General features: G+C 54.0%; 19 protein-coding genes and 1 riboswitch. Of the genes, 14 read left to right on the forward strand and 5 right to left on the reverse strand.

Translation table 11 applies throughout. The features are described from left to right. Positions 1 to 13 precede the first annotated feature (13 nt). The 5 genes from leuD to thiQ all read left to right on the forward strand — a co-directional run bounded on the left by leuD (position 14) and on the right by thiQ (position 5,214). A complete protein-coding gene (gene leuD, locus R2X38_RS18880) occupies positions 14 to 616 on the forward strand; it encodes a 3-isopropylmalate dehydratase small subunit (protein WP_317523890.1) in 603 nt (200 codons plus the stop codon). A gap of 154 nt (positions 617 to 770) precedes the next feature. Then, positions 771 to 1,553, forward strand: a complete 783-nt coding sequence (locus R2X38_RS18885; protein ID WP_317523891.1) for a DUF547 domain-containing protein — start codon at positions 771 to 773, stop codon at positions 1,551 to 1,553. 121 nt (positions 1,554 to 1,674) lie between these two features. After that, positions 1,675 to 1,802, forward strand: a riboswitch (TPP riboswitch). A gap of 109 nt (positions 1,803 to 1,911) precedes the next feature. Then, complete coding sequence (gene thiB, locus R2X38_RS18890) at positions 1,912 to 2,892, forward strand: thiamine ABC transporter substrate binding subunit (protein WP_317523892.1); 981 nt, start codon at positions 1,912 to 1,914, stop codon at positions 2,890 to 2,892. Between the two features lie 37 nt (positions 2,893 to 2,929). Further along, on the forward strand, positions 2,930 to 4,495 hold the full coding sequence (gene thiP, locus R2X38_RS18895) for a thiamine/thiamine pyrophosphate ABC transporter permease ThiP (RefSeq protein WP_317523912.1): 1,566 nt from the start codon (positions 2,930 to 2,932) through the stop codon (positions 4,493 to 4,495). Then, positions 4,495 to 5,214 carry a thiamine ABC transporter ATP-binding protein gene (gene thiQ / locus R2X38_RS18900; RefSeq protein WP_317523913.1) on the forward strand — a complete coding sequence of 240 codons (720 nt, stop codon included), beginning with the start codon at positions 4,495 to 4,497 and terminating at the stop codon, positions 5,212 to 5,214. The genes thiP and thiQ overlap by 1 nt, the downstream gene beginning before the upstream one ends. 113 nt (positions 5,215 to 5,327) lie before the next feature. Here thiQ and R2X38_RS18905 read toward each other — a convergent pair whose 3' ends face one another. After that, positions 5,328 to 6,704: a PhoH family protein gene (locus R2X38_RS18905; RefSeq protein WP_317523893.1), complete on the reverse strand. Its 1,377-nt coding sequence runs from the start codon at positions 6,702 to 6,704 to the stop codon at positions 5,328 to 5,330. A 347-nt stretch (positions 6,705 to 7,051) separates the two neighbouring features. Here R2X38_RS18905 and rapA point away from each other — a divergent pair, with 347 nt between their 5' ends. The 3 genes from rapA (at position 7,052) to R2X38_RS18920 (ending at position 11,879) form a co-directional block, all read left to right on the forward strand. After that, the gene (gene rapA, locus R2X38_RS18910; RefSeq protein WP_317523894.1) at positions 7,052 to 9,970 is read left to right on the forward strand and encodes an RNA polymerase-associated protein RapA; all 2,919 of its coding nucleotides are present in this window, start codon (positions 7,052 to 7,054) and stop codon (positions 9,968 to 9,970) included. 174 nt (positions 9,971 to 10,144) lie between these two features. Continuing rightward, on the forward strand, positions 10,145 to 10,858 hold the full coding sequence (gene rluA / locus R2X38_RS18915; RefSeq protein WP_317523895.1) for a bifunctional tRNA pseudouridine(32) synthase/23S rRNA pseudouridine(746) synthase RluA: 714 nt from the start codon (positions 10,145 to 10,147) through the stop codon (positions 10,856 to 10,858). A gap of 67 nt (positions 10,859 to 10,925) precedes the next feature. After that, positions 10,926 to 11,879, forward strand: coding sequence for a D-2-hydroxyacid dehydrogenase (locus R2X38_RS18920; RefSeq protein ID WP_317523896.1), 954 nt, complete (start codon positions 10,926 to 10,928; stop codon positions 11,877 to 11,879). Between the two features lie 95 nt (positions 11,880 to 11,974). Here R2X38_RS18920 and djlA read toward each other — a convergent pair whose 3' ends face one another. Then, positions 11,975 to 12,820 (reverse strand): co-chaperone DjlA, encoded by an 846-nt coding sequence (gene djlA, locus R2X38_RS18925; RefSeq protein ID WP_317523898.1) that lies wholly within the window; start codon positions 12,818 to 12,820, stop codon positions 11,975 to 11,977. 200 nt (positions 12,821 to 13,020) lie between these two features. On the opposite strand from djlA, the gene lptD reads away from it, so the two are divergent. The 6 genes from lptD (at position 13,021) to R2X38_RS18955 (ending at position 19,827) form a co-directional block, all read left to right on the forward strand. Then, on the forward strand, positions 13,021 to 15,381 hold the full coding sequence (lptD, locus tag R2X38_RS18930; protein ID WP_317523900.1) for an LPS assembly protein LptD: 2,361 nt from the start codon (positions 13,021 to 13,023) through the stop codon (positions 15,379 to 15,381). A 64-nt stretch (positions 15,382 to 15,445) separates the two neighbouring features. After that, positions 15,446 to 16,750, forward strand: coding sequence for a peptidylprolyl isomerase SurA (surA, locus tag R2X38_RS18935; protein ID WP_317523901.1), 1,305 nt, complete (start codon positions 15,446 to 15,448; stop codon positions 16,748 to 16,750). Further along, positions 16,737 to 17,729, forward strand: coding sequence for a 4-hydroxythreonine-4-phosphate dehydrogenase PdxA (gene pdxA / locus R2X38_RS18940; RefSeq protein WP_317523903.1), 993 nt, complete (start codon positions 16,737 to 16,739; stop codon positions 17,727 to 17,729). The genes surA and pdxA overlap by 14 nt, the downstream gene beginning before the upstream one ends. Beyond that, complete coding sequence (rsmA, locus tag R2X38_RS18945; RefSeq protein WP_317523904.1) at positions 17,726 to 18,538, forward strand: 16S rRNA (adenine(1518)-N(6)/adenine(1519)-N(6))-dimethyltransferase RsmA; 813 nt, start codon at positions 17,726 to 17,728, stop codon at positions 18,536 to 18,538. Before pdxA ends, rsmA begins: the two co-directional genes overlap by 4 nt. Before the next feature lie 80 nt (positions 18,539 to 18,618). Beyond that, positions 18,619 to 19,002: a Co2+/Mg2+ efflux protein ApaG gene (gene apaG / locus R2X38_RS18950; protein ID WP_317523905.1), complete on the forward strand. Its 384-nt coding sequence runs from the start codon at positions 18,619 to 18,621 to the stop codon at positions 19,000 to 19,002. A gap of 9 nt (positions 19,003 to 19,011) precedes the next feature. Beyond that, positions 19,012 to 19,827 (forward strand): symmetrical bis(5'-nucleosyl)-tetraphosphatase, encoded by an 816-nt coding sequence (locus tag R2X38_RS18955; protein ID WP_317523906.1) that lies wholly within the window; start codon positions 19,012 to 19,014, stop codon positions 19,825 to 19,827. A gap of 75 nt (positions 19,828 to 19,902) precedes the next feature. Here the strand turns inward: R2X38_RS18955 and folA are convergent, their stop codons facing one another. From folA to R2X38_RS18970, 3 genes are read right to left on the reverse strand one after another with little or no spacing between them, the layout of a single operon-like run. After that, positions 19,903 to 20,382 (reverse strand): type 3 dihydrofolate reductase, encoded by a 480-nt coding sequence (gene folA, locus R2X38_RS18960; RefSeq protein WP_317523907.1) that lies wholly within the window; start codon positions 20,380 to 20,382, stop codon positions 19,903 to 19,905. Positions 20,383 to 20,409: 27 nt separating this feature from the next. After that, positions 20,410 to 20,883, reverse strand: a complete 474-nt coding sequence (locus R2X38_RS18965; RefSeq protein WP_317523908.1) for a threonine/serine exporter family protein — start codon at positions 20,881 to 20,883, stop codon at positions 20,410 to 20,412. Then, a complete protein-coding gene (locus R2X38_RS18970; protein WP_317523909.1) occupies positions 20,880 to 21,671 on the reverse strand; it encodes a threonine/serine exporter family protein in 792 nt (263 codons plus the stop codon). The genes R2X38_RS18965 and R2X38_RS18970 overlap by 4 nt, the downstream gene beginning before the upstream one ends. Positions 21,672 to 21,847 lie beyond the last annotated feature (176 nt).

Genomic DNA, 21,847 nt, shown 5'->3' on the forward strand with positions numbered 1-21,847 from the left:
AAGGAACGAGACAATGACAGGATTTAAACAACACACCGGTTTGGTCGTTCCTTTGGATGCCGCCAACGTCGATACCGATGCCATTATCCCAAAGCAGTTTTTGCAGAAAGTGACCCGCACAGGTTTTGGCAAGCACCTATTCCATGACTGGCGCTTCCTAGATGATGCTGGCGAGCAGCCAAACCCAGAGTTTGTGATGAATGCGCCGCGCTACCAGAGTGCAAGCATCTTGCTGGCGCGCGAAAACTTCGGCTGTGGCTCATCCCGTGAGCACGCGCCATGGGCTCTGGCTGATTACGGTATCCAGGTGATGATTGCTCCGAGCTTTGCCGATATCTTCTACGGCAACTCGATCAACAACCAGATGGTGCCGGTTCGCTTGACCGAGCAGGAAGTCGATGAGATCTTCCAGTACGTCGAGGCCAACGAAGGCGCGGAGGTCACGGTTGACTTGGAGGCCATGCTAGTAACGGCCAACGGCAAGCAATATAGCTTCGAGATTGACGAATTCCGTCGCCACTGCCTACTGAACGGCCTGGACAACATCGGCCTGACCTTGCAGCACGAAGACAAGATTGCCGAATACGAAAGCAAGATCCCTGCGTTCTTGGCGTAACGCCGTTACTGTCTTCACTAAAAACCGATAACATTAACGCCCCGGCTCACTATGACTGGGGCGTTTTTTTGTCTTTTTTGCAATAAACCTAGCTACCAGCAGGTCGTCTAAGCTAAACCCTGTCGTCTCTTGGGACCAAGATTAAGGATGTTCTATGCGCTTTTTTGTCAGCCTGCTGTTTCTCTTGCTATCGGCCAGCACCGTTGCCGCCCCCAAAGCCGATCTCTGGCCTTACTGGCAGCAATATGCCACATCCAACTCACAAAAGGTTGATCACAGTCGCTGGCAGCGCCTGCTTGATAAGTACCTGGTCGTCCAGCCCCAGCAAACCTTGTTTCGCTACAGTCGGGTATCGGATGGCGACAAGTACGAGCTGGACCGTTACCTGCGCGACTTGGCCAAGCTAAACCCGCACCAACTAAACCGCAACGAACAGTTTGCTTACTGGGTTAACCTCTACAATGCCCAAACAGTCAAACTGATCCTCGATAACTACCCGCTCTCTTCCATCACCAAATTGGGTGGCTTCTTCAGCTTTGGCCCTTGGGATGAGAAAGTGCTCACCATTAACGGCAAGGCGCTCTCCCTCAATGATATCGAGCACCGGATTTTACGTCCGATCTGGCGCGATCCGCGCATTCACTATGTCGTCAACTGTGCCAGCCTAGGTTGCCCCGATCTCCAACCCGACGCTTTCACTGCCAGCAACACCGAGCGCTTGCTGGAAAAATCAGCCACCCGCTTTATCAACAGCCGCAAGGGCGTTAACCCTCAAGGCAATAAAACCCAGCTATCTTCGATTTATGAATGGTATGGCAACGATTTCGGCTCCACAGTCCAGCTCCAAAAACACATCAACCAGTACCGTCAAGGAGCATCAATTACCCTTGGAAAGGTCAGCTATGACTACAACTGGTCGCTCAATGATGCCAAGTAGCCAGCTCAATCGTATGGCTTCATCGAAAGAGTCATTAACATAGGAGCGATTAGCAGAGGAGCCGCTAGCATAATCTTGCCTTCTTGCTGGCAACCTGCACCCCGCCACATTACAATAACAAGCGTTCTCATTGGGGAGCGCTTGTGGCTGGCCACATAAGCCTTGTTACAAGCTGCTGAGATTGCTGCGGCAAAACCCACAGAACCTGATCCAGTTAGTACTGGCGTAGGAATTGAGTTCGCCACGGTAAGCCTTCTTATCTTGCAAAGCCGGCATGACGCCTGCTTTTTGCTCAACCCTGTGCCGCTCGTACGATTATTTTTCCTCTTGCCGGACGCAAGAGCATCAGGAGCGCATAGTGAAAAAATTACTCCCACTTGTTACGTTGGCCGCCATGCCGGCATTGGCTGCGGACAACACCCTTACGGTATACACCTACAGCTCTTTTGCTTCCGACTGGGGGCCGGGGCCCGCTATCGAAAAAGCGTTCGAGGCGCAGTGCGAGTGTAATTTGGAGTTCGTAGCATTGGATGACGGTGTATCCATCCTCAACCGTATCCGCCTTGAAGGTAAACGCACCAAGGCCGACATATTACTAGGTCTCGATAACAACCTGATTGCCGAAGCCAAGAAAACCGGCTTACTGGCCGAGCACCAAGTGGACACCAGCAAGCTAACCCTACCAAACGGCTGGAGCGATACCAGCTTCGTCCCTTACGACTACGGCTACTTTGCCTTTGTCTATGACAGCACCAAACTGGAAAACCCACCGAAAAGTTTGGATGAATTAGTCAACCGTGACGATCTCTCCATCATCTACCAAGATCCGCGCACCTCGACGCCGGGCCAGGGCCTGATGCTGTGGATGAAGTCGGTATACGGCGACAAGGCCCCACAAGCCTGGCAGCAACTGGCAGGCAAGACGGTTACTGTCACCAAAGGTTGGTCCGAGGCTTATAGCATGTTCCTCAAGGGCGAGTCCGATATGGTGCTGTCATACACCACCTCGCCAGCCTATCACCTGATCGCCGAGCAGGATGACAAGTACAAAGCCGCCGATTTCAGCGAAGGTCATTACATGCAGGTGGAAGTGGCAGCAAAACTGAAAAGCAGCCCGAACCAAGCACTGGCCGACCAGTTCCTGGCCTTTATGCTAACGCCTGAATTCCAGTCTGTGATCCCGACGGGTAACTGGATGTATCCGGTAACGGATGTCGCCCAGCCAGCCGAGTTCAAGCTGCTCACCCTGCCGGGCAAAGCCCTGGAGTTTTCTGCCGAAGATGTTGCCAAGCAGCGTCGCAGCTGGGTTCGCGAGTGGCAGCAAGCCTTGACCAAGTAGTAGGCACTTACTTTTGAATACGCGCAACACCCAACTGATGCCCGGCCTGATCACCGCCGGGCTCATTCTTTGCCTGGTGGTAAGCGCCCTAGCCGCCCTGGTCAATGAAGCTAGCGATCTCGATATTGCCTCGCTATGGCATGATCCTTATCTACGTCACATTACAGGTTTTTCCTTCACCCAGGCTCTGCTCTCAACCCTACTGAGTACCCTACCTGCCATTCCCGTCGCCTACGCGCTATCACGCCGGCAGTTCCCGGGCAAAGCCTTGCTGATGCGGATCTTTGCCATGACCTTAGTTTTGCCGGTACTGGTCGCGGTATTTGGCCTGCTGGCGATCTACGGCAACAACGGCGTATTAACCAGCTTACTGGCTAAGCAGGGATGGCAGGGCAGTTTCTCCCTCTATGGCCTGCAAGGGATCTTGCTCGCTCATGTATTCCTCAACCTGCCATTGGCAACTCGCCTGTTTGTCCAAAGCCTGGAAGGGGTCCCGTTTGAGCAGCACCAGCTAGCCACCCATCTGGGTATGTCGAGCTGGCACACCTTCCGCTTTGTTGCCTGGCCGAGACTGCGCCAGCAACTCCCCCATGTCGTCGGGCTGGTCTTTATGCTGTGCTTTACCAGTTTTGCCGTCATCATGGCGCTGGGCGGCGGCCCGAAGGCAACCACCATTGAGCTGGCCATCTACCAGGCTCTGCGCTACGACTTTGACCTTGCCGGCGGTGCTATTCTCGCCTTGTGGCAGATGCTGCTGTGCTGCAGCCTTGTATTGTTGAGCCAACGCTTTGCCAAGCCGCTGGCCACCTCGAGCCAATCTGTCGCTAACCCGCGCCAAAGCCAATTTGACTCACTTGCCAGCCGCTGCTGGGACTGGGGATGGATCGGCCTTGCCTTGCTGCTGGTGCTCCCGCCGCTGGCTGCAGTTATCATTGCCGGGATCAATAGCCAAACCCTCGACTCGCTGGGAGCACCCGGTCTGTGGCAGGCAGTACTCAACTCACTGCAAATCGCCAGCTTGGCATGTTTGCTGGCTGTGGTTGGCGGCGTTGCCATCCTTCTGACCAGCAGGCACTGGCGCCTCCAGCACCGCCGTTGGCAGGCTGATGGGCTGGATCTGATCGGTACGATCATTCTGGTCACGCCGGGGCTGGTCCTCAGCACCGGGATCTTCTTGCTGCTGCGCCAGTTTACCGATGCCTTTGCCGCCGCTTTCTGGGTGGTGGTTGCGGTCAACGCCCTGATGGCCCTGCCGTATGTACTCAAGACCCTGAGCCAACCGATGCTTCATGTTGCCCAGCAGTATGAGCCCTTGTGCCAAAGCCTTGGCATGACAGGGCTGTCACGGCTCAAACTGGTGGAATGGCGGGCCCTGAAAAAGCCTTTTGCCCAATCCTTGGCTATCGGTTTTGTCCTGTCACTCGGTGACTTGGGTGCCATCGCGTTGTTTGGCAGCCAGGACTTCCAGACTTTGCCGCTCTACCTGTTCCAGCTGCTCGGCAGCTACCAGATGGACTCAGCTGCCGTTGCAGCCCTGACCCTGCTCACCCTTAGCCTAGGCTTGTTCTCCTTGGTTGAAAAACTGATCATCCGGAATCCATGATGCTAAATTTGCAGCAATTACAACATTGCTTCCACCACCCGAAGCAACCCGGCCAATCCACCCAGCTTAGCTTCGATCTCAGCGTAGAAGCCGGGGATATCGTCGCCCTCGTCGGCCCGAGCGGGGCCGGAAAAAGCACCCTGCTTGCCATGGTCGCCGGTTTTCTTACCCCGGATAGCGGTACGCTCACCGTCAATGGCCAATCAATCAGCCAACTGCACCCGGCCAAGCGCCCACTGTCTATCTTGTTCCAGGAGCACAACCTGTTCCCGCACCTGAGCGTGTATGAAAATATCGGCCTTGGCCTGAGCCCGGCGCTGAAACTGACTCACGACCAGAAAGAACAGGTGGTAGTGGCTGCCGCGAAAGTGGGATTGCAGAGCTACCTTGACCGGTTGCCGGAGCAACTGTCCGGAGGCCAGCGCCAGCGGGTTGCTTTGGCGCGTTGCCTGATCCGCCAGCGGCCGCTGCTACTGCTTGACGAGCCCTTCTCGGCGCTTGATCCCGCACTAAGGAAAGAGATGCTGGAACTGGTCAGGAAGCTCGCCAGGGAGCAGGGCACCACGGTACTGATGGTCACCCACAGCCCGGAAGATGCGCTGAAGATTGCCGACAAATGTGCCTTTATCTACCAAGGAAAAGTGAAAGTCTTCGGCCCTTGCCAGGAGGTCTTGACCTTGCCGAGCGATCCGGCTCTCCAGCACTACCTCGGTCACTAGTTACCTAGTACCTAATATCCTTACCCGTACCCGAAGAATAAACAGCCCAATAAGGAAAAAGCGAGCCAGTTGGCTCGCTTTTGCGAAAAGGGAAACGTATGGAGCCTATATGACTATAGGTTCTCCTCGGCAAATTCAGCCAAGCGGCTGCGGACAACGCCATTGAGGTAAATGTTGGCACTGCCTTCGAAATTCTTGAAACGCTCGACGATATAGGTCAAGCCCGACGTAACAGGAGAGAGGTAACTGGAGTCAATCTGGGCCAGGTTACCGGAACAAACTAGCTTGGTGCCCTCCCCACAACGGGTGATGATGGTTTTGATCTGGGAGGCGGTAAGGTTCTGGCACTCATCCAACAATACAAATGCATTCTGGATTGAACGCCCGCGCATAAAGTTAATCGATTTAAATTGAATATTGGCCTTGTCGTAGATGTACTTCATCGAGCCATCGGTACACACATCATTCTTGTGCAATGCCTCCATGGTGTCGGTCACCGCCGCGAGCCAAGGCATCATTTTCTCTTCCTCGGTACCGGGCAGGTAACCGATAGACTCTGCGATTTCCGGGGTGTTGCGGGTCACGATGATCTTGTCATACATGCCTTTTTCTATCACTTGCTCCAACGCCGCTGCCATGGCCAGGATGGTTTTACCACATCCGGCAGGACCCGTTAGGATCACCAGGTCAATCTTCGGATCCATCAGGGCATCCAGCGCCATTCCCTGGTAGATGTTTTTCGGGTGGATCCCCCATGCTTGTTTACTCAAGAGCCGCTCATGGCCGATATCTTTCAGGGTCAGGGTTTCACCATCAATAGACTGAACCCGACCCGTAAAGTCACTGTCCTCATCAATGAGGTACTGGTTGATAAATGGTGCCTCGAATAACTCCGAAGGCAAGGTATGGACAGTCGAGCGCCCTTTCTTCTCCGAATAACACTCACCGACACGCTCCCAGAAGTTACCGCTGAACTGGTAGAACCCCTTGGTCAGCATTTTGACATCGTCAATCAACTGGTCGGTACGGTAGTCATCGACATAACACACCCCTGCCCCTTTGGCGCGCAGCCGCATGTTGATGTCTTTGGTGATCAGTACCACCTCTCGCGGCGCATAGTGGGCCTGGAGAAACAGCACACCATTGAGGATACGGTTGTCCCCAGCCTTGTCGGCAAAGGCGTGGACCGTTTCGGTCACCTCGTAATCAGCAAAAATAGAAACCTTTCCTAGCTCACCTCCTTGCGGGCTTAATGGGATCCCCTCGGCAATTTGCTCTGGGGTGGCATCGCGGAAAATATCTTCCAGGGCACGAATGGCAACACGGGCATCACGCGAGACATCACGCTTACTGTCCTTGATGCGATCGAGCTCTTCGAGCACTGTCATCGGGATGACGACATCATGCTCTTTGAAAGAATAAACAGCGAGGGGTTCATGAAGCAGAATATTGGTGTCGAGAACGAAAACTTTCCTACCAACTTCATCCATAGGTACCTCCTTGGTAACAAAACGGTGGTTGTCCCACCTGAGTATTTCCTGTGCCCGCATTAACGGGATAGTTACTATTAAAGACCGGAGATAATTAAATAAATGTGACAGTTACAGTTTGGTACTTTCTTGTCATATTGACCGTGACCTTGCTCACGGCATGCAGTAACATTACTCCCCTTTTTTACCGGTGCGAATTCTGGCTACACTTATATACCAATACGCGCTGCCAACGGCAGGTGATGGATACCATCTAGTACGGTATTACTTTGAGTGTAGTTCAAAAATGCAGGCGCATCGGCTTCGCATTTTCCTTGATTTCAAATAATTAGAAGGTTTTAACCACTATGCCATTTGCTTTGGGTCAACGTTGGATCAGTGATACTGAAAGTGATCTGGGTCTAGGTACGGTCGTGGCTGTCGATGCCAGAACCGTCACTCTAATGTTCTCTGCCAGTGAAGAGAACCGCCTTTATGCTCGCAACGACGCTCCTGTGACCCGTGTAATGTTCAATGTCGGTGATGTGGTTGAAAGCCATGACGGCTGGTCGCTAAAGGTCGAGCAGGTCGATGAAACCGGCGGTGTCTTTACCTACCTCGGTACCCGTACCGATACCGGTGAAGAGGATGTCGCACTGCGCGAGATTTTCCTCAGCAACCAAATCCGCTTCAACAAGCCGCAAGACAAAATGTTTGCCGGCCAGATTGACCGCATGGATCGCTTTGCATTGCGCTACCGTGCCCTGAAAAACCAGTACGAGCAGCACAAGAGCCCGCTACGCGGCCTGTGCGGTATGCGTGCCGGTTTGATCCCGCACCAGCTGTATATCGCCCATGAAGTTGGCCGCCGTTACGCGCCGCGCGTTCTGCTCGCCGATGAGGTTGGCCTGGGTAAAACCATCGAAGCCGGTATGATCATCCACCAGCAGGTGCTGTCTGGCCGTGCCGAGCGTATCCTGATCCTGGTGCCAGAGACCCTGCAGCACCAGTGGCTGGTAGAGATGATGCGCCGTTTCAACCTGCACTTCTCGATTTTCGATGAAGAGCGCTGTGTCGAGGCATTTGCCGACTCTGCCAACCCGTTCGATACCGCCCAGTACGTGCTGTGTTCGCTGGACTTCCTGCGCAAGAGCCGACGCCGCTTCGAACAAGCGCTGGATGCCGACTGGGATCTCCTGGTTGTCGATGAAGCCCACCACTTGGAGTGGAGCGAAGACAAGCCTAGCCGCCAGTACCAAGTGGTGGAAGAGCTTGCCGAAAAAGCACCGGGCGTGTTGCTGCTAACCGCAACCCCAGAGCAGTTGGGCCACGAAAGCCACTTTGCCCGCCTACGCCTGCTTGACCCGGATCGCTTCTACGATTACGAAGCCTTTGTCGAAGAAGAGCGCCAGTACGCACCGGTTGCCGATGCGGTCTCACGCCTACTCTCTGGCGAAAAGCTGGATGACGATGCCAAGAACACTTTGGTTGAGCTGCTGCCGGAGCAGGATATCGAGCCGATGTTGCGTATTATCGAAGCCGGTGACATCGACCCAGAGCAACAGCAAACCGTTCGCCACGAGCTGATCGACAACCTGATGGACCGCCACGGTACCGGCCGCGTACTGTTCCGTAACACTCGTGCTGCAATCAAGGGCTTCCCGCAACGTCACCTCAACATGTACCCGTTGGCACTGCCAACCCAGTACCAAACCGCGATGCGTGTTGCCGGTATGATGGGCGGCAAGATGAGCGTCGAGCAAAAAGCCTTCAAGCTGCTGTACCCGGAAGATATCTACCAGGAATTCGAAGGCGACTCTGCGACTTGGTGGCAATTTGACCCACGCGTCAACTGGCTGCTGGATATGCTAAAAGCCAACCGCCAGGAAAAAGTACTGGTGATCTGCTCGCGCGCCCAAACAGCACTGATCCTTGAGCAAGCCCTGCGTGAACGTGAGGGGATCCGTGCCACCGTGTTCCATGAAGGCATGTCGATCATCGAACGCGACAAGGCCGCCGCCTACTTCGCCCAGGAAGAAGACGGCGCCCAGGTACTGCTGTGTTCTGAAATTGGCTCGGAAGGCCGTAACTTCCAGTTTGCCAACCAGTTGGTAATGTTCGATCTGCCGAATAACCCGGATCTGCTGGAGCAGCGTATCGGTCGCCTTGACCGTATCGGCCAGAAACGTGATATCGAAATTCATGTCCCGCACCTGCAGGGTACCTCGCAGGCCCTTCTGGCCCGCTGGTATAACGAAGGTCTGAACGCGTTCGAAGAAACCTGTCCAACCGGCCGCGCCGTTTACGATGCCTTCAGCAGCAACCTATTGGAACTGCTGGCCAGCGACAATCCTGACGGCGAACAGCTTGATGAGCTGATCGAGAGCAGCGCTGCTATGCACAATGAACTAAAGGGTAAACTGGAACAAGGCCGTGACCGCCTATTGGAAATCCATTCCAACGGCGGCGCCGATGCGCAGAAGCTGGTTGAAGAGATCAGCAGCAAAGACGGCGATACCAACCTAGTGACCTTTGCCCTTGGCCTGTTCGATACTATCGGCCTCAATCAGGACGACAAAGGCGAGAACGCCATTGTGGTGACGCCATCAGAGCACATGATGGTGGCGAGCTACCCGGGTCTGCCCTACGACGGCTGTACCATCACTTTTGATCGTGACACCGCGCTGTCGCGCGAGGATCTGCACTTCATCAGCTGGGAGCACCCGATGATCCAGGGCGGTATCGACCTGCTGCTGTCCGAAGGCGTCGGCACCACTGCGGTATCGCTGCTGAAGAACAAGGCGCTGCCGGCCGGTACCCTGCTGCTGGAATTGGTGTATGTGGTAGATGCGCAGGCGCCGAAGCAGTCCGGGATCGGCCGCTTCCTGCCGAAGACGCCTATTCGTATTCTGCTGGATGCCAAAGGCAACAACCTGTCGGCCAAGGTCGAGTTCGAAGGCTTCAACCGCCAGCTGAGCCCGGTCAACCGCCACCTAGGCAGCAAGCTGGTTAACTCGGTCCAGAAAGACATTCACACCCTGATTGAAAGTGCTGAGCAAGTGGTCTCCGGAGAACTGGTCACTATCCGCGAATCAGCCCAAGCCGAGATGGAAGCTACGCTAAGAGCTGAGCTAGACCGTCTTCAGGCGCTCAAAGCGGTGAACCCGAATATCCGTGATGACGAACTTGAGCTGATCGAAAACCAAATCGAAGAGCTGACCGGCTATATTGCCAAGGCGCAAATCCAATTGGATTCACTGCGTTTGATTGTCGTTAGCCACGGCTAACTCAAGACCAATCTCACTGCCTACCAAGCCGCCTTTCCGGGCGGCTTTTTTCCACCTGCAGATTTACCATCAAGAATATTGTCTTCTGGTCAATTGCTGATATTATCGCCGCCTTCCCGTTTCACGGACCTTTATCGGCCATTTTTCGCAGACCATGCAACCAAAGAAGCAACTATGAGCACACTGCCAGAGATAGACTACAACCCACCCATGGAGCCTTGGCTGGATATCCTTTATCAAGACGACGATATTATTGTGGTGAACAAGCCATCCGGCATGCTCTCAAACCCCGGCCGCGATCCGGCTTTCTATGACAGCATCTGGTCGCGGGTTCGGGCCGACTATCCCGACTCGCACCTGATCCACCGTCTTGATATGGCCACTTCCGGGCTGATCATGCTCGCCCTCAACAAACAGGCTGAGCGTAATCTGAAAATCCAGTTTCAGGAGCGCCGCACCGAGAAGGTCTATTACGCCCGAGTATTTGGGGATATTACCTTGGATAATGGTACCGTCGATCTGCCGCTGATCTGCGATTGGCCAAACCGGCCCAAGCAAAAGGTCTGTTTCGAAGATGGTAAACCTTCGGTCACCCATTATCAGGTGCTTGAGAGAAAGGATAACACCAGCTTGGTGCGCCTACGCCCAATCACAGGCCGCTCCCATCAACTACGGGTTCACCTGCTCGCACTGGGTCATCCTATTCTCGGAGATGGCTTCTACGCTCATTCAGAGGCCAAGGCGATGGCACTGCGCCTGCAGCTTCATGCCGCAGAGCTGAGCTTCTTCCATCCGCGAAGCGGTGAGCCGATGCATCTGTTTGCGCCGTGCGAGTTCTTTACCGACGCACCCCAAAAAACCTTACCGGATCACTATTCCAAACCCTAGGGCTTGAGTTGGCTGCCGGGGATAGTGTGTACTGATCCCATTATCCTCGAACCAAAATTTACGAGCCATGGAACAGATTGTTTTTCTCGACCGCGATACGATACCTGCCCATATCACGATTCCTTCCCCTAGTTTTGAACACCAGTGGACACACTATCCATCCACTCATCCTGATCAAGTTATCGAGCGGCTGGAGAGCGCGACCATCGCCATCACCAACAAGGTGGTACTCGATGCAGGCATCTTGGCAAAATTACCCAAACTCAAGATGGTGGCCATTGCCGCCACCGGCACCAACAACGTCGATCTTGCCTATTGCCGTGAGCATGGCATCACGGTAAGCAATATCCGCGGTTATGCAGTGGACTCAGTCCCCGAGCACGCAGTAGCCATGATGTTCGCCCTGCGCCGCAACCTGCTGGGCTACCACCGTGATATCCAGCAAGGGGTATGGCAGGAGAAAAAACAGTTCTGCTTTTTCACCCACCCCATCAATGATATCCGAGGGGCGACACTGGGGCTTATTGGTAGCGGTGGCTTGGGGCAAGCAATGGCAACGCTCGGCCGTGCATTGGGGATGAAGGTCATATTTGCTGAGCGAAAAAGTACAGAGACGTGCCGTGAGGGCTACCAGCCATTCCATGAAGTACTGGTGCAAGCCGATGTACTGAGCCTGCACTGTCCGCTGACTGACGAGACGCGTAACCTGATAGGCCGTGGCGAACTGAAGCAAATGAAAGATAGCGCAATCGTGATCAATACCGGCCGCGGGGGATTGGTCGACGAGCTGGCTCTGGTCGACGCCCTGCGCAGCGGCGAAATCGCCGGGGCCGGGTGTGACGTGTTCACCGAAGAACCGGCGGGCGATGACAATCCGCTGATTGCCAACAGCGACTTGCCCAACCTACTGCTTACCCCGCATGTCGCATGGGGCTCGGACAGCGCTATCCAGACCCTCGCCAACCAGCTTATCGACAATATTAATGCGTTTGTGGCAGGCAAGGCGCAGAATGTAGTTTAGGGGCTCTGGGATGAATAACAAAAAACCCACACCGTCAACTGTGTGGGTTTTGCTTTTCCTCGAGACGAGGGCCCGCTTTTCCTAGGACCAAGTCCCTACTTAAACCCCTTCTCCTTGCGGATCAGATCATAAGCCGCCTGAAGCTCCTGGGTCTTCTGCTTGGCCAGCTCCATCATCTCCGGCGGCAGACCCTTGGCTGCCAGTTTATCCGGGTGGTGCTCGTTCATCTGCTTGCGGTAGGCGCGCTTGAGCTCTTGGGCTGAAGCGGTTTCCGGCACACCGAGCAGCTCGAAGGCGTCAGCCAACTGATCTTTGGTCGGAGCCTGGCGGAAAGCCCCGCCCTGCTGCTGGTATTGCTGGTGGAAGCCACCTTGCTGGAAACGGAACGCCGCTTCTTGCATATGCAGTCGCTGCTCCAACTGTTGGGCAGAAAAGCCCAAAATACGCGCAATCACATGCAGCAGCTTGCGCTCGCTCGGGTGCAGCGACCCATCGGCAAACGCCGCTTGAATTTGCAATTCAAGGAAAAACTGCAACAAGTCCGCCCTACCGCCGCTGCCCTGGCGTACCTTCATCAGAGTCTCTTCCAACGGGAAATGCTCTTCCTTACCTTCGCGGAAAGCTTCCTGGGCCTGACGGCGAGATTCGCCTTGCAGACCCATCCGATCCATATAAACGCTGGCTACGCGTATTTCTTCTTCAGTGACTCGTCCTTTGGCTTTTGCCACATGTCCCATCACCGCAAAGGCAGCATAAAAGAAGGCGGCCTGGTTTTCTGCCGAGTTCTGCCCACCGGAAAAACCGCCAAACCCGCCACCGTAATAAATTTTTGCGCGTGCTTTATCGAACTTATGGCCCAAAAAGAGACCTAACAACAAACCAAACGGCCCGCCAAGGAGGAAGCCAAAAAATGCCCCAAGTATTTTGCCCCAAACCTGCATTCGCTACTCTCTGGTAATTTGCTAAATTTAGAAATATTTCTCATGCATTACACCCGATAGCCAAAGCCAAAAAATGAGCCAAAAGATGCCGTCGGATAGAATTTGCATTATCATAGCTGGCATTTACCGGGAAAGCTTGTCAAAACCCGGTTAACAATAACAAATGCGCTAAAAACTTTATTACAGGAACGTTTAGTTAGATGTCATCTACTTCCCGCAGCTTATTGGCGACCATGATCAGCCTGGCACTATTCGGCCCGACGGTGGCTTACGCAAACCAAGCCGCCCCAGAGACAGCCAAAGGCGACTCTGCGGTCAGTGATGACACTGACGAGCTGGCAATGGTGCGCGGTACCTGCATTGCCCCGGAGCAAATGCCGGCCGATCCCAATAACGAACCCATCAAAGTCACCGCAGACCAAGCTGAAGCTCTTAATAACCAGAGTGTTACCTACACCGGTGATGTGGTTGTACGCCAGGGAAACCGAACCGTCGCAGCGGATGTGGCGACTCTTGAACAGCCAGCCAATATCGTCACAGCCGAAGGGAACGTCTACTTCCATGATGGCACCATCGAGGTTTACTCGGACCGAATCCAGAGCAACCTGGATACCGAAGACTCCCAGCTGGATAACGCCGTCTACAACATGACTTGTGAAGCAGGCCGTGGCGAAGCCGAGCGGGTGACCAAGAACGGGATCTCGTACTATCGCCTGAAAAACGGCACCTATACCACTTGTCCGCCGGGAGACAAGAGCTGGCGTTTCTCGGCCACCAGCATTGAGCGGGAAAATGATTCGCCATTTGCCGATCTCTACAATGCCCGCTTCGAAGTTGCGGATGTCCCGGTATTCTATATGCCGTACCTCCGGGTGCCTGTTGGCGACGAGCGTCTCACTGGTTTCCTCTACCCGTCACTCAGCTACGGCTCCCGTGACGGTTTCGAGCTCGAAACCCCGTTCTATTGGAACATCGCGCCCAATTACGACATGACCATCACGCCGAAATACATGACTAACCGGGGGTTGCAACTCAACTCCAAATTCCGGTATTTAACCGATTTTGGTGTAGGCAGTCTATCAGGCGAATATCTAGGCAGCGATCAGAAAGACTCTGACAAAGACCCTCGTTGGGGCTTTAACTGGTCCCACAATGGTATGTATAACCGCCACTGGTTATTCGAAGTAGATTTCAGCAAAGTTAGTGATCCAACATATTTCTCGGATATCGATTCCAGCATTGGTGAACGAGAAGATAACAACCTGCTGCAAACAGCTGAAGTGTCATACCGTGACCTCAATTGGGATTCAACGCTGCGGGTCCGGGACTTCCAGCCCCTGACTCTCGGCGTGTCATCGAATTACCGCCTGATGCCGCAGGTAGAGGTCAACTACTACCAGGACGATATGCCCTATGGGCTGGACTTCCACCTCAACAGCCATGTCAGCCGGTTTGAAAATGACGACCAGTCCAAGCCCTCTGCCGACCGGGTGCATTTGGAGCCCACGCTGACGCTGCCTTATGCCACCCCTTGGTGGTCGGTCACCAGCGAAGCCAAGCTGATGTACACCTACTACAATCAGGATTTTGATCCCAATGCTCAGGAGATCATCGACAAAGGCCTTGAGCTCGAGGAAAGCGTCTCGCGGACCGTGCCGAGCATCCGTATCCACTCTGGCTTGTACCTCGAGCGCGATACCCTCATCTGGGGGGATAGCTACACCCAAAGCCTGGAGCCACAAATCCAGTACCTATATGTCAAAGATGTTGATCAACAAGGTATCTATGATGCGTATGACACAACATTGATGCAAACAGATTACTACGGCCTGTTCCGCGATAAACGCTATTCCAGTGTTGACCGAATTGCCGCCGCCAATCAGTTTACCGTGGGTGCGACCTCGCGTTACTTTGATAATGAGTTCAAAGAGCGCTTTAATATTGCAGTAGGGCAGATTTTCTACCTCAATGATGCGGGTAGAAACCTAGATACGGGTACTGAAACCAGTCCCAACTACTCGGCCACCGCTCTTGAGTCTGACTTCAATTACGATGACTGGTTGTTCTTCCATGGTGGGCTGCAGTACGACGCTAGCAAGAAAGATCTTCAGTTTGCCAATGGTGCCATTGAATATCGTGAAGGTGGTACGTTCAGCCAAGTGAACTATCGTTACATTTCAAAAGAGTACCTGCTGGACAACATCCTCGATGAAGATCAGCTCAACCGCTATACCAAAGACGGTATTTCCCAGCTTGGCTTTTCGACCGGTTTCCCTATCTATGATGGGGTAACACTGCGCGGTGATTACTACCACGACCTGACCGAGAACCAAATGCTGGAAGGGCAAATCAGCCTCAACTTCCGCACTGCCTGCTGGATGATCAGCCTGGGCTATAACGAATACCTTCAGACACGCTCGAATGTGTCTTCAAGCCCTGCTGAGTACGAACAAAACTTCAGTATTTCGTTCAGTCTGATAGGCCTCGGGTTGGCACCAATCGGTACCACGAGCGACAATAATTCTATTGGCTACGGCCGCCCTTTCTACCTCAATAATTAATAGACGGAAGGGGCAGCCCTTCCAGTCAAGATTTAACGCGCGTTGCGCCAGATGGAAACAAACTATGAAAAATTGGAAGTCTAGCCTGCTCGGTCTTGCACTACTGGGCCTTTCTGCCGGCACCGTTGCCGCCCCCCAAGAGCTCGATCGGATAGTCACGATCGTCAACGACAGTGTGATCTTGCAAAGCGATGTCGATGCCATGCTGAAAACAGTCCGCATGAATGCTGCCGGCCAGAACCAGCCACTGCCGCCGGACGATGTACTGATCAACCAGATCATGGATCAGTTGGTGATGGAAACCCTTCAGCTCCAGCAAGCCGAACAATTCGGGATCCGCATCGATGATAACCGCCTTGACCAAGCAATCAACCAGATGGCTGCCGAGCAACAGATGACCGTTGGCCAACTGCAGCAGATGCTGGCAGCCAATGGCATCAGCTATTCAATTTTCCGCGAACAAATGCGCCGTGACATGACTGCCAGCGAAGCCCGTACCATTCAGGTTCGCCGCCGGATCAACATCCTACCGCAGGAAGTGGAAACCCTCGCCGGTCAGCTGAGCCAGCAAGAGCAGCAAGGCGTACGCTACAATATCAGCCATATCCAACTGCGCGTTGAAGAAGGGGCAAGCTCAGTCGAACGTGACGAAGTCGCCAAAGAAGCGCAGCAACTGGTCAATGAGCTAAAAGACGGTGCTGACTTTGCCAACCTAGCCTACAGCTACTCTAAAGGTCCTAAAGCCCTGCAGGGCGGTGAATGGGGCTGGATGCGCAAAGAAGAAATGCCAACCATTTTTGCTGACCAAATCCAATCACAGGGTACCGGTGCTATCGTCGGTCCTTTCCGCAGCGGTGTGGGCTACCATATATTGAAAATCAACCAGGTTGATGGGCTGGAAACCGTATCTGTCACCGAAGTGAATGCCCGTCATATTTTGGTGAAAACCTCAGTGATCCTCAGCGATGAAGGTGCCAAAGAGCAACTAGAACAAGCCCGCCGCTCTATCTTGGCGGGTGAGCGTAGCTTTGCTGATGCGGCCCAGGCGTTGAGTGCTGACCCTGGCTCAGCTGCGAACGGTGGTGAACTTGGCTGGCAGACACCAGACCTTTATGTTCCTGAGTTCAAAGAAAAAGTAGAAAAACTGCCGGAAGGCATGATCAGCGAACCATTCAAAACCGTACATGGTTGGCACATTGTCGAAGTGTTGGATCGCCGCGATGTCGACCGCACCGATGCTGCGGTGAAGAACCGTGCCTACCGTATCCTATTCAGCCGTAAATTCAACGAAGAAGCCCAGGCCTGGTTGCAGGAACTGCGCGCTGGTGCCTTCATCGAACAGCCGGAACGTGCCGATGACCAAGGTTAAACGAATAGCCATCACCCCAGGCGAGCCAGCAGGTATTGGGCCTGATTTGGTACTTGCCCTCGCCCAGCAAGACTGGCCACACCAACTTGTTATTTGTGCAAACGCCCAGCTTATGGTAGAACGTGCAGCCCAGCTCGGTTTACCACTGGTTGTTAAAACCTATGAACCAAACCAAGCTGCAGAGCCACACCAGGCTGGCACCTTGGTGGTTGCCGATACTCCACTGGCAGCAACAGTGGAAGCAGGCACACTCAACGAGCAGAATGGTCACTATGTGCTCAGCACCCTGGAGCGAGCAGCCCAGGGCTGTATGAGTGGCGAATTTGCCGCTGTCGTTACCGGCCCTGTCCATAAAGGGGTGATTAACCGAGCGGGAGTATCGTTCAGCGGACATACCGAGTTTTTTGCCCAGCAATCGAATACTGCTCAGGTAGTAATGATGCTGGCTACCGAGGGGTTGCGCGTGGCTTTGGCTACGACCCATATCCCTTTAGCTTGTGTATCCAAGGCCGTTACCGAGCAGCGGCTGCAGCAGGTGATTCGTATCCTGCACGCTGACTTGGTCAGCAAGTTCGGTATTGCCGAACCCAAAATATACGTCTGTGGCTTAAACCCACACGCTGGCGAAGATGGCTGCCTGGGCTCCGAGGAGATCGATGTGATCAGCCCGGCGCTGGAGCAACTCCGCCAGCAGGAAGGCATGGATCTGGTTGGCCCGCTACCAGCAGATACCATCTTCCAAGAAAAATACCTGGCCGATGCCGACACGGTTCTGGCCATGTATCACGATCAAGGGCTACCAGTGCTGAAATTCAAAGGCTTTGGTAAATCTGTCAACATTACGTTAGGCCTGCCCTTCATCAGAACTTCAGTAGATCATGGTACCGCACTGGAACTTGCCGGTACTGGACAGGCGGACACGGGTAGCCTTTGGACAGCGCTATCACACGCCCTCGAATTGGTAGAAAAACAAGCATGAGCAGCGATCAAGTCCACCTAGGTCACCGCGCCCGTAAGCGCTTTGGCCAGAACTTTTTGAACGACCCATACATCATTGATGGCATTGTTTCCGCCATCAACCCTCGCCCAGGCCAAAACCTGGTGGAAATCGGCCCGGGCCTTGGTGCAATCACCGAGCCTGTCGGCAAAATGGTTGATAAGTTCACGGTTATCGAGCTTGACCGTGATCTGGCCGAGCGTCTTCGTAATCACCCGGATCTAGCTGACAAGCTGACTATCCACGAAGGTGATGCGATGCGTTTCGACTTCACGCAGCTGCTTAGGGAAAACAATAAGCTGCGTATTTTCGGCAACCTGCCGTACAACATCTCTACACCGCTGATCTTCCATTTGCTGTCATTCCATGAACATGTCGAAGACATGCACTTCATGCTGCAAAAAGAAGTTGTAAACCGTCTGGCAGCAGGCCCTGGCAGCAAGGCTTACGGTCGCTTGACCGTGATGACCCAGTACTACTGCCGCGTTATGCCTGTACTGGAAGTGCCGCCTGAGTCATTCAAGCCAGCACCAAAGGTTGACTCTGCCGTTGTTCGCCTGACGCCATATGAAACCCTGCCGTACCCATGTACTAACCTTAAGTGGTTGGATCGTGTTTGTCGCGAAGGCTTCAACCAGCGCCGCAAGACCATCCGCAACTGCTACAAGGCTCTGCTGACGGGTGAACAACTGGAAGCACTGGGGATCAACCCAAGCATGCGTCCGGAAAACCTGACGCTGGAACAGTTTGTCGCAATGGCAAACTGGCTGGATGCAAACCACACCAAGTAATTTGCGTTCGCCAGGGAAATTGCCTGAGCTACCGGCACAGTTATAAGTGCCGGTAGCTAGCCAAGAAAGGAAGCATAACAATGACAACGAACGTAACCCCGACCATCAAATGCCGGGTCGTCACCCACTACATCGAAGAGCAATCCGAGCCTGACAACCAGCGCTATGTCTTTTCCTACACCATCACCATCGCCAACTTGGGAGCCGGTGAAGCACAATTGCTCAGCAGACGCTGGCTGATCACCGATGCCAACGGCAAGAAGCTGGTGATTGAAGGTGAAGGGGTTGTCGGCGAGCAACCGACCATTCCGGCCAATGAAGAATACACCTACACCAGTGGCACTATCATTGAGACCCCATTGGGAGTCATGCAGGGGCATTACGTCATGGTCAATGAAACCGGTGACGAGTTTGTCGCCGAAATCTCGCCATTCCGCTTGTCAGTGCCAAATATACTCCACTAAAGGATCACTATGTCGACCTACCTTGTTGGCGATATCCAGGGCTGCCTCGATGACTTGCGCCAGCTACTCGATACTGCCAGCTTTGATCCGCAGCACGACCAGCTTTGGCTCACCGGCGATCTTGTCGCCCGTGGTCCTCTCTCGCTAGAAACGCTGCGCTTTGTCAAAAGCCTCGGCAAACAAGCAACGACCGTACTGGGCAATCACGATCTGCACCTGCTCGCGGTAGCCGAAGGCATTGCCAAAAACAAACCCAAGGACAAGCTCCAGCCTATTCTTGACGCATCAGACCGCGATGAACTGCTGCACTGGCTTCGCCATCAGCCGCTACTGGCAGAGCATCCAGAGTTGCCTTTTGTGATGACCCATGCCGGGATCCCCGCCCAATGGAGCTTGAAACAAGCACGAAAGCAGGCCAGGGAAGTCGAACGTGTACTGCAAGGTAATGATTACCTTTGGCTATTAAAGAACATGTACGGCAACGGGCCCGATACATGGTCGGCAGATCTGCAAGGTATCGAGCGCTACCGCTATACCATCAATGCCTTCACCCGTATGCGCTTCTGCTACCCGGATGGCCGGCTCGATATGGCCTGCAAGCTTTCCCCTCATAACGCCGCTAACGATCAATTGGTGCCATGGTTCACGCTGGCACGCCCTGAGATGGACAAGAAGATGATTTTCGGCCACTGGGCAGCACTTATGGGTTATGAAGACAGCCAAGTGATAGGACTCGATACAGGCTGCGTATGGGGCAACAGCATGACCTTGCTTCGCTGGGAGGATGGTGCTCGCTTCGAGCAAGCTTGTCCGGTACACGCCTAAAATACAGCTGATTCCCCTACTAACAAAAGAGGCTTGCCGCAAGGCAAGCCTCTTTCTATTGGAATGAAATCCTAACTAGCGTTCAAGGACCACAAAGCGCATGTCATGGGCATTTTTTTCATCGGCCGCATAGGACTCGCTGTGCACTTCCTGCCAATCAGTCCCCCAGTCAGGGAACTGGGTATCGCCCTCGACATCCAAGTCAATGAAGGTCAGGTAAAGGCGGTCGGCTTCTTCCAGGCAAGCAGCGTAAATACTCCCGCCACCAATCACCATCAATTCCTCGACATTGCCCGCAGCATGCTTCGCCGCTTCGATATCGCTAACCACGGTGATGCCTTCAGCTTGATAGCCGGCATTACGGCTGATCACAATATTATGCCTGCCCGGTAAAGGACGGCCAATTGACTCAAAGGTTTTGCGTCCCATCACCACCGGCTTGCCCATCGTCACTTTCTTGAACCAGGCAAAATCGGCTGGCAGATGCCATGGCATGGCGTTGTCTTTACCGATGATCCGCGACTTGGCCATCGCGGCAACCATACTGATCTTCATACTTTCTCCTTTTTCCTGTTGGCAGAGTTATACCACAGGACGGCGGCGATAAAACAGCAAGCCGGGCATGGCGAGGCCAATTGCGAGCGAAGCCACGATAAAGACCGCCTTGAGCATGTTTTCCACCAGCAGGCCCCACAGCTCAGGGGTAAAACCCCGATGGTTGATTTCGACCAGGGCTATCATCGCCTTGAAGGCAAACACCCCCGGGACCATAGGGATCATCGCCGCAACGGTAAACACCTTGGGGTGGGCAAGGAAACGGTGTGACCAATGCACGCCGATCATCCCGACCAAGGTTGCCGCACACAGGGTTGCCCACTCAATCGACAGCCCCCAGTGCATCAGGGCAAAGCGGCAGCCGTGGCCTAGCGCCCCGCCGATGGCACAGTACTTCAGCGCCTTAGGTGGTACATTGAACACCAGAGCAAAGCCGACCGCCGGGATCAGGGCAAAAAACATGTCATTGACAAGGGCCAGCAAAAAATCGACAGTGATCATGATAGCCACCCCCACACACCAAGAACGTTCATAGCTGCGACAATCCCCATACTGGTAGAGAGGGTCAGCAGGCTGGCCATGGTCCAGCGGGCGATCCCCATGTTGGAGTAGCCCTTGACCATATCCGAGATGGCATTGATCAGCGGGAAACCCGGTACCAGCATCAATACCGAGGACGCCATCGCCAGAAAAGGCGCTTCACCAATTTGATACACCTGCCCAAATCCGGAAATCAAGGTGGTGACAAAAGCGGTCACCCCAAAATTAAGCAATGGATTGAAATGGCAATGGGCGATCTCCTGTCGAACGAACATACCGACCGCCGAAGCCACAAAGGTCAAGGCAAACACCGGCCAGTCACCACCAGCCAACCGACTGAACGAGGCACATGACAGGCCAATCATCACAATTACCAAATAGCGGTTGTAGCGCATCGGTTTGATCTGCTCAAGGCGCTGGTGCACCCCGTCAACATCCAGTACGCCACGCTCGGCCATGATACACACCCGCTGGATCTCGGTGACCACCTGCATATTGATGCCGCGATCCTGACACCGCCTAGTGGTGGTGATACAGCGGCCGTCACTCAAGGTCGTCAAAACCATTGAGCTGGCAGAGAGAGATACCTCGACACTATCGACGCCCAAGGCCAACCCCAACCGCCTTGCGACATCCATCACCAAGGTGCTCTCCGCCCCGTGTTGCAATAACCTTTGCCCTGCCAATACCGCAAGCCGGGAAATTTCCCGCTGCACTGGCTCGGCCAACACCCCGTTTGGCTCTTCCACCTCAGCCCCCTGCTTCAAATTTGTGATCTGGATGATGAATTATCATACAAATTTACAACATTCAGCTTGATTAGGCACAAAAAAACCGCCCTTGCAGGCTAACTCCTATCAATTAAGATGTTTGGAGCGAACCACATAGCGGGTTTTACTGATACGAACGGTCCTTGATTTGGGCC

The sequence above is a fragment of the Photobacterium rosenbergii genome (assembly GCF_033022775.1).
In the GTDB taxonomy this organism is placed as follows: Bacteria; Pseudomonadota; Gammaproteobacteria; order Enterobacterales; family Vibrionaceae; genus Photobacterium; species Photobacterium rosenbergii_A.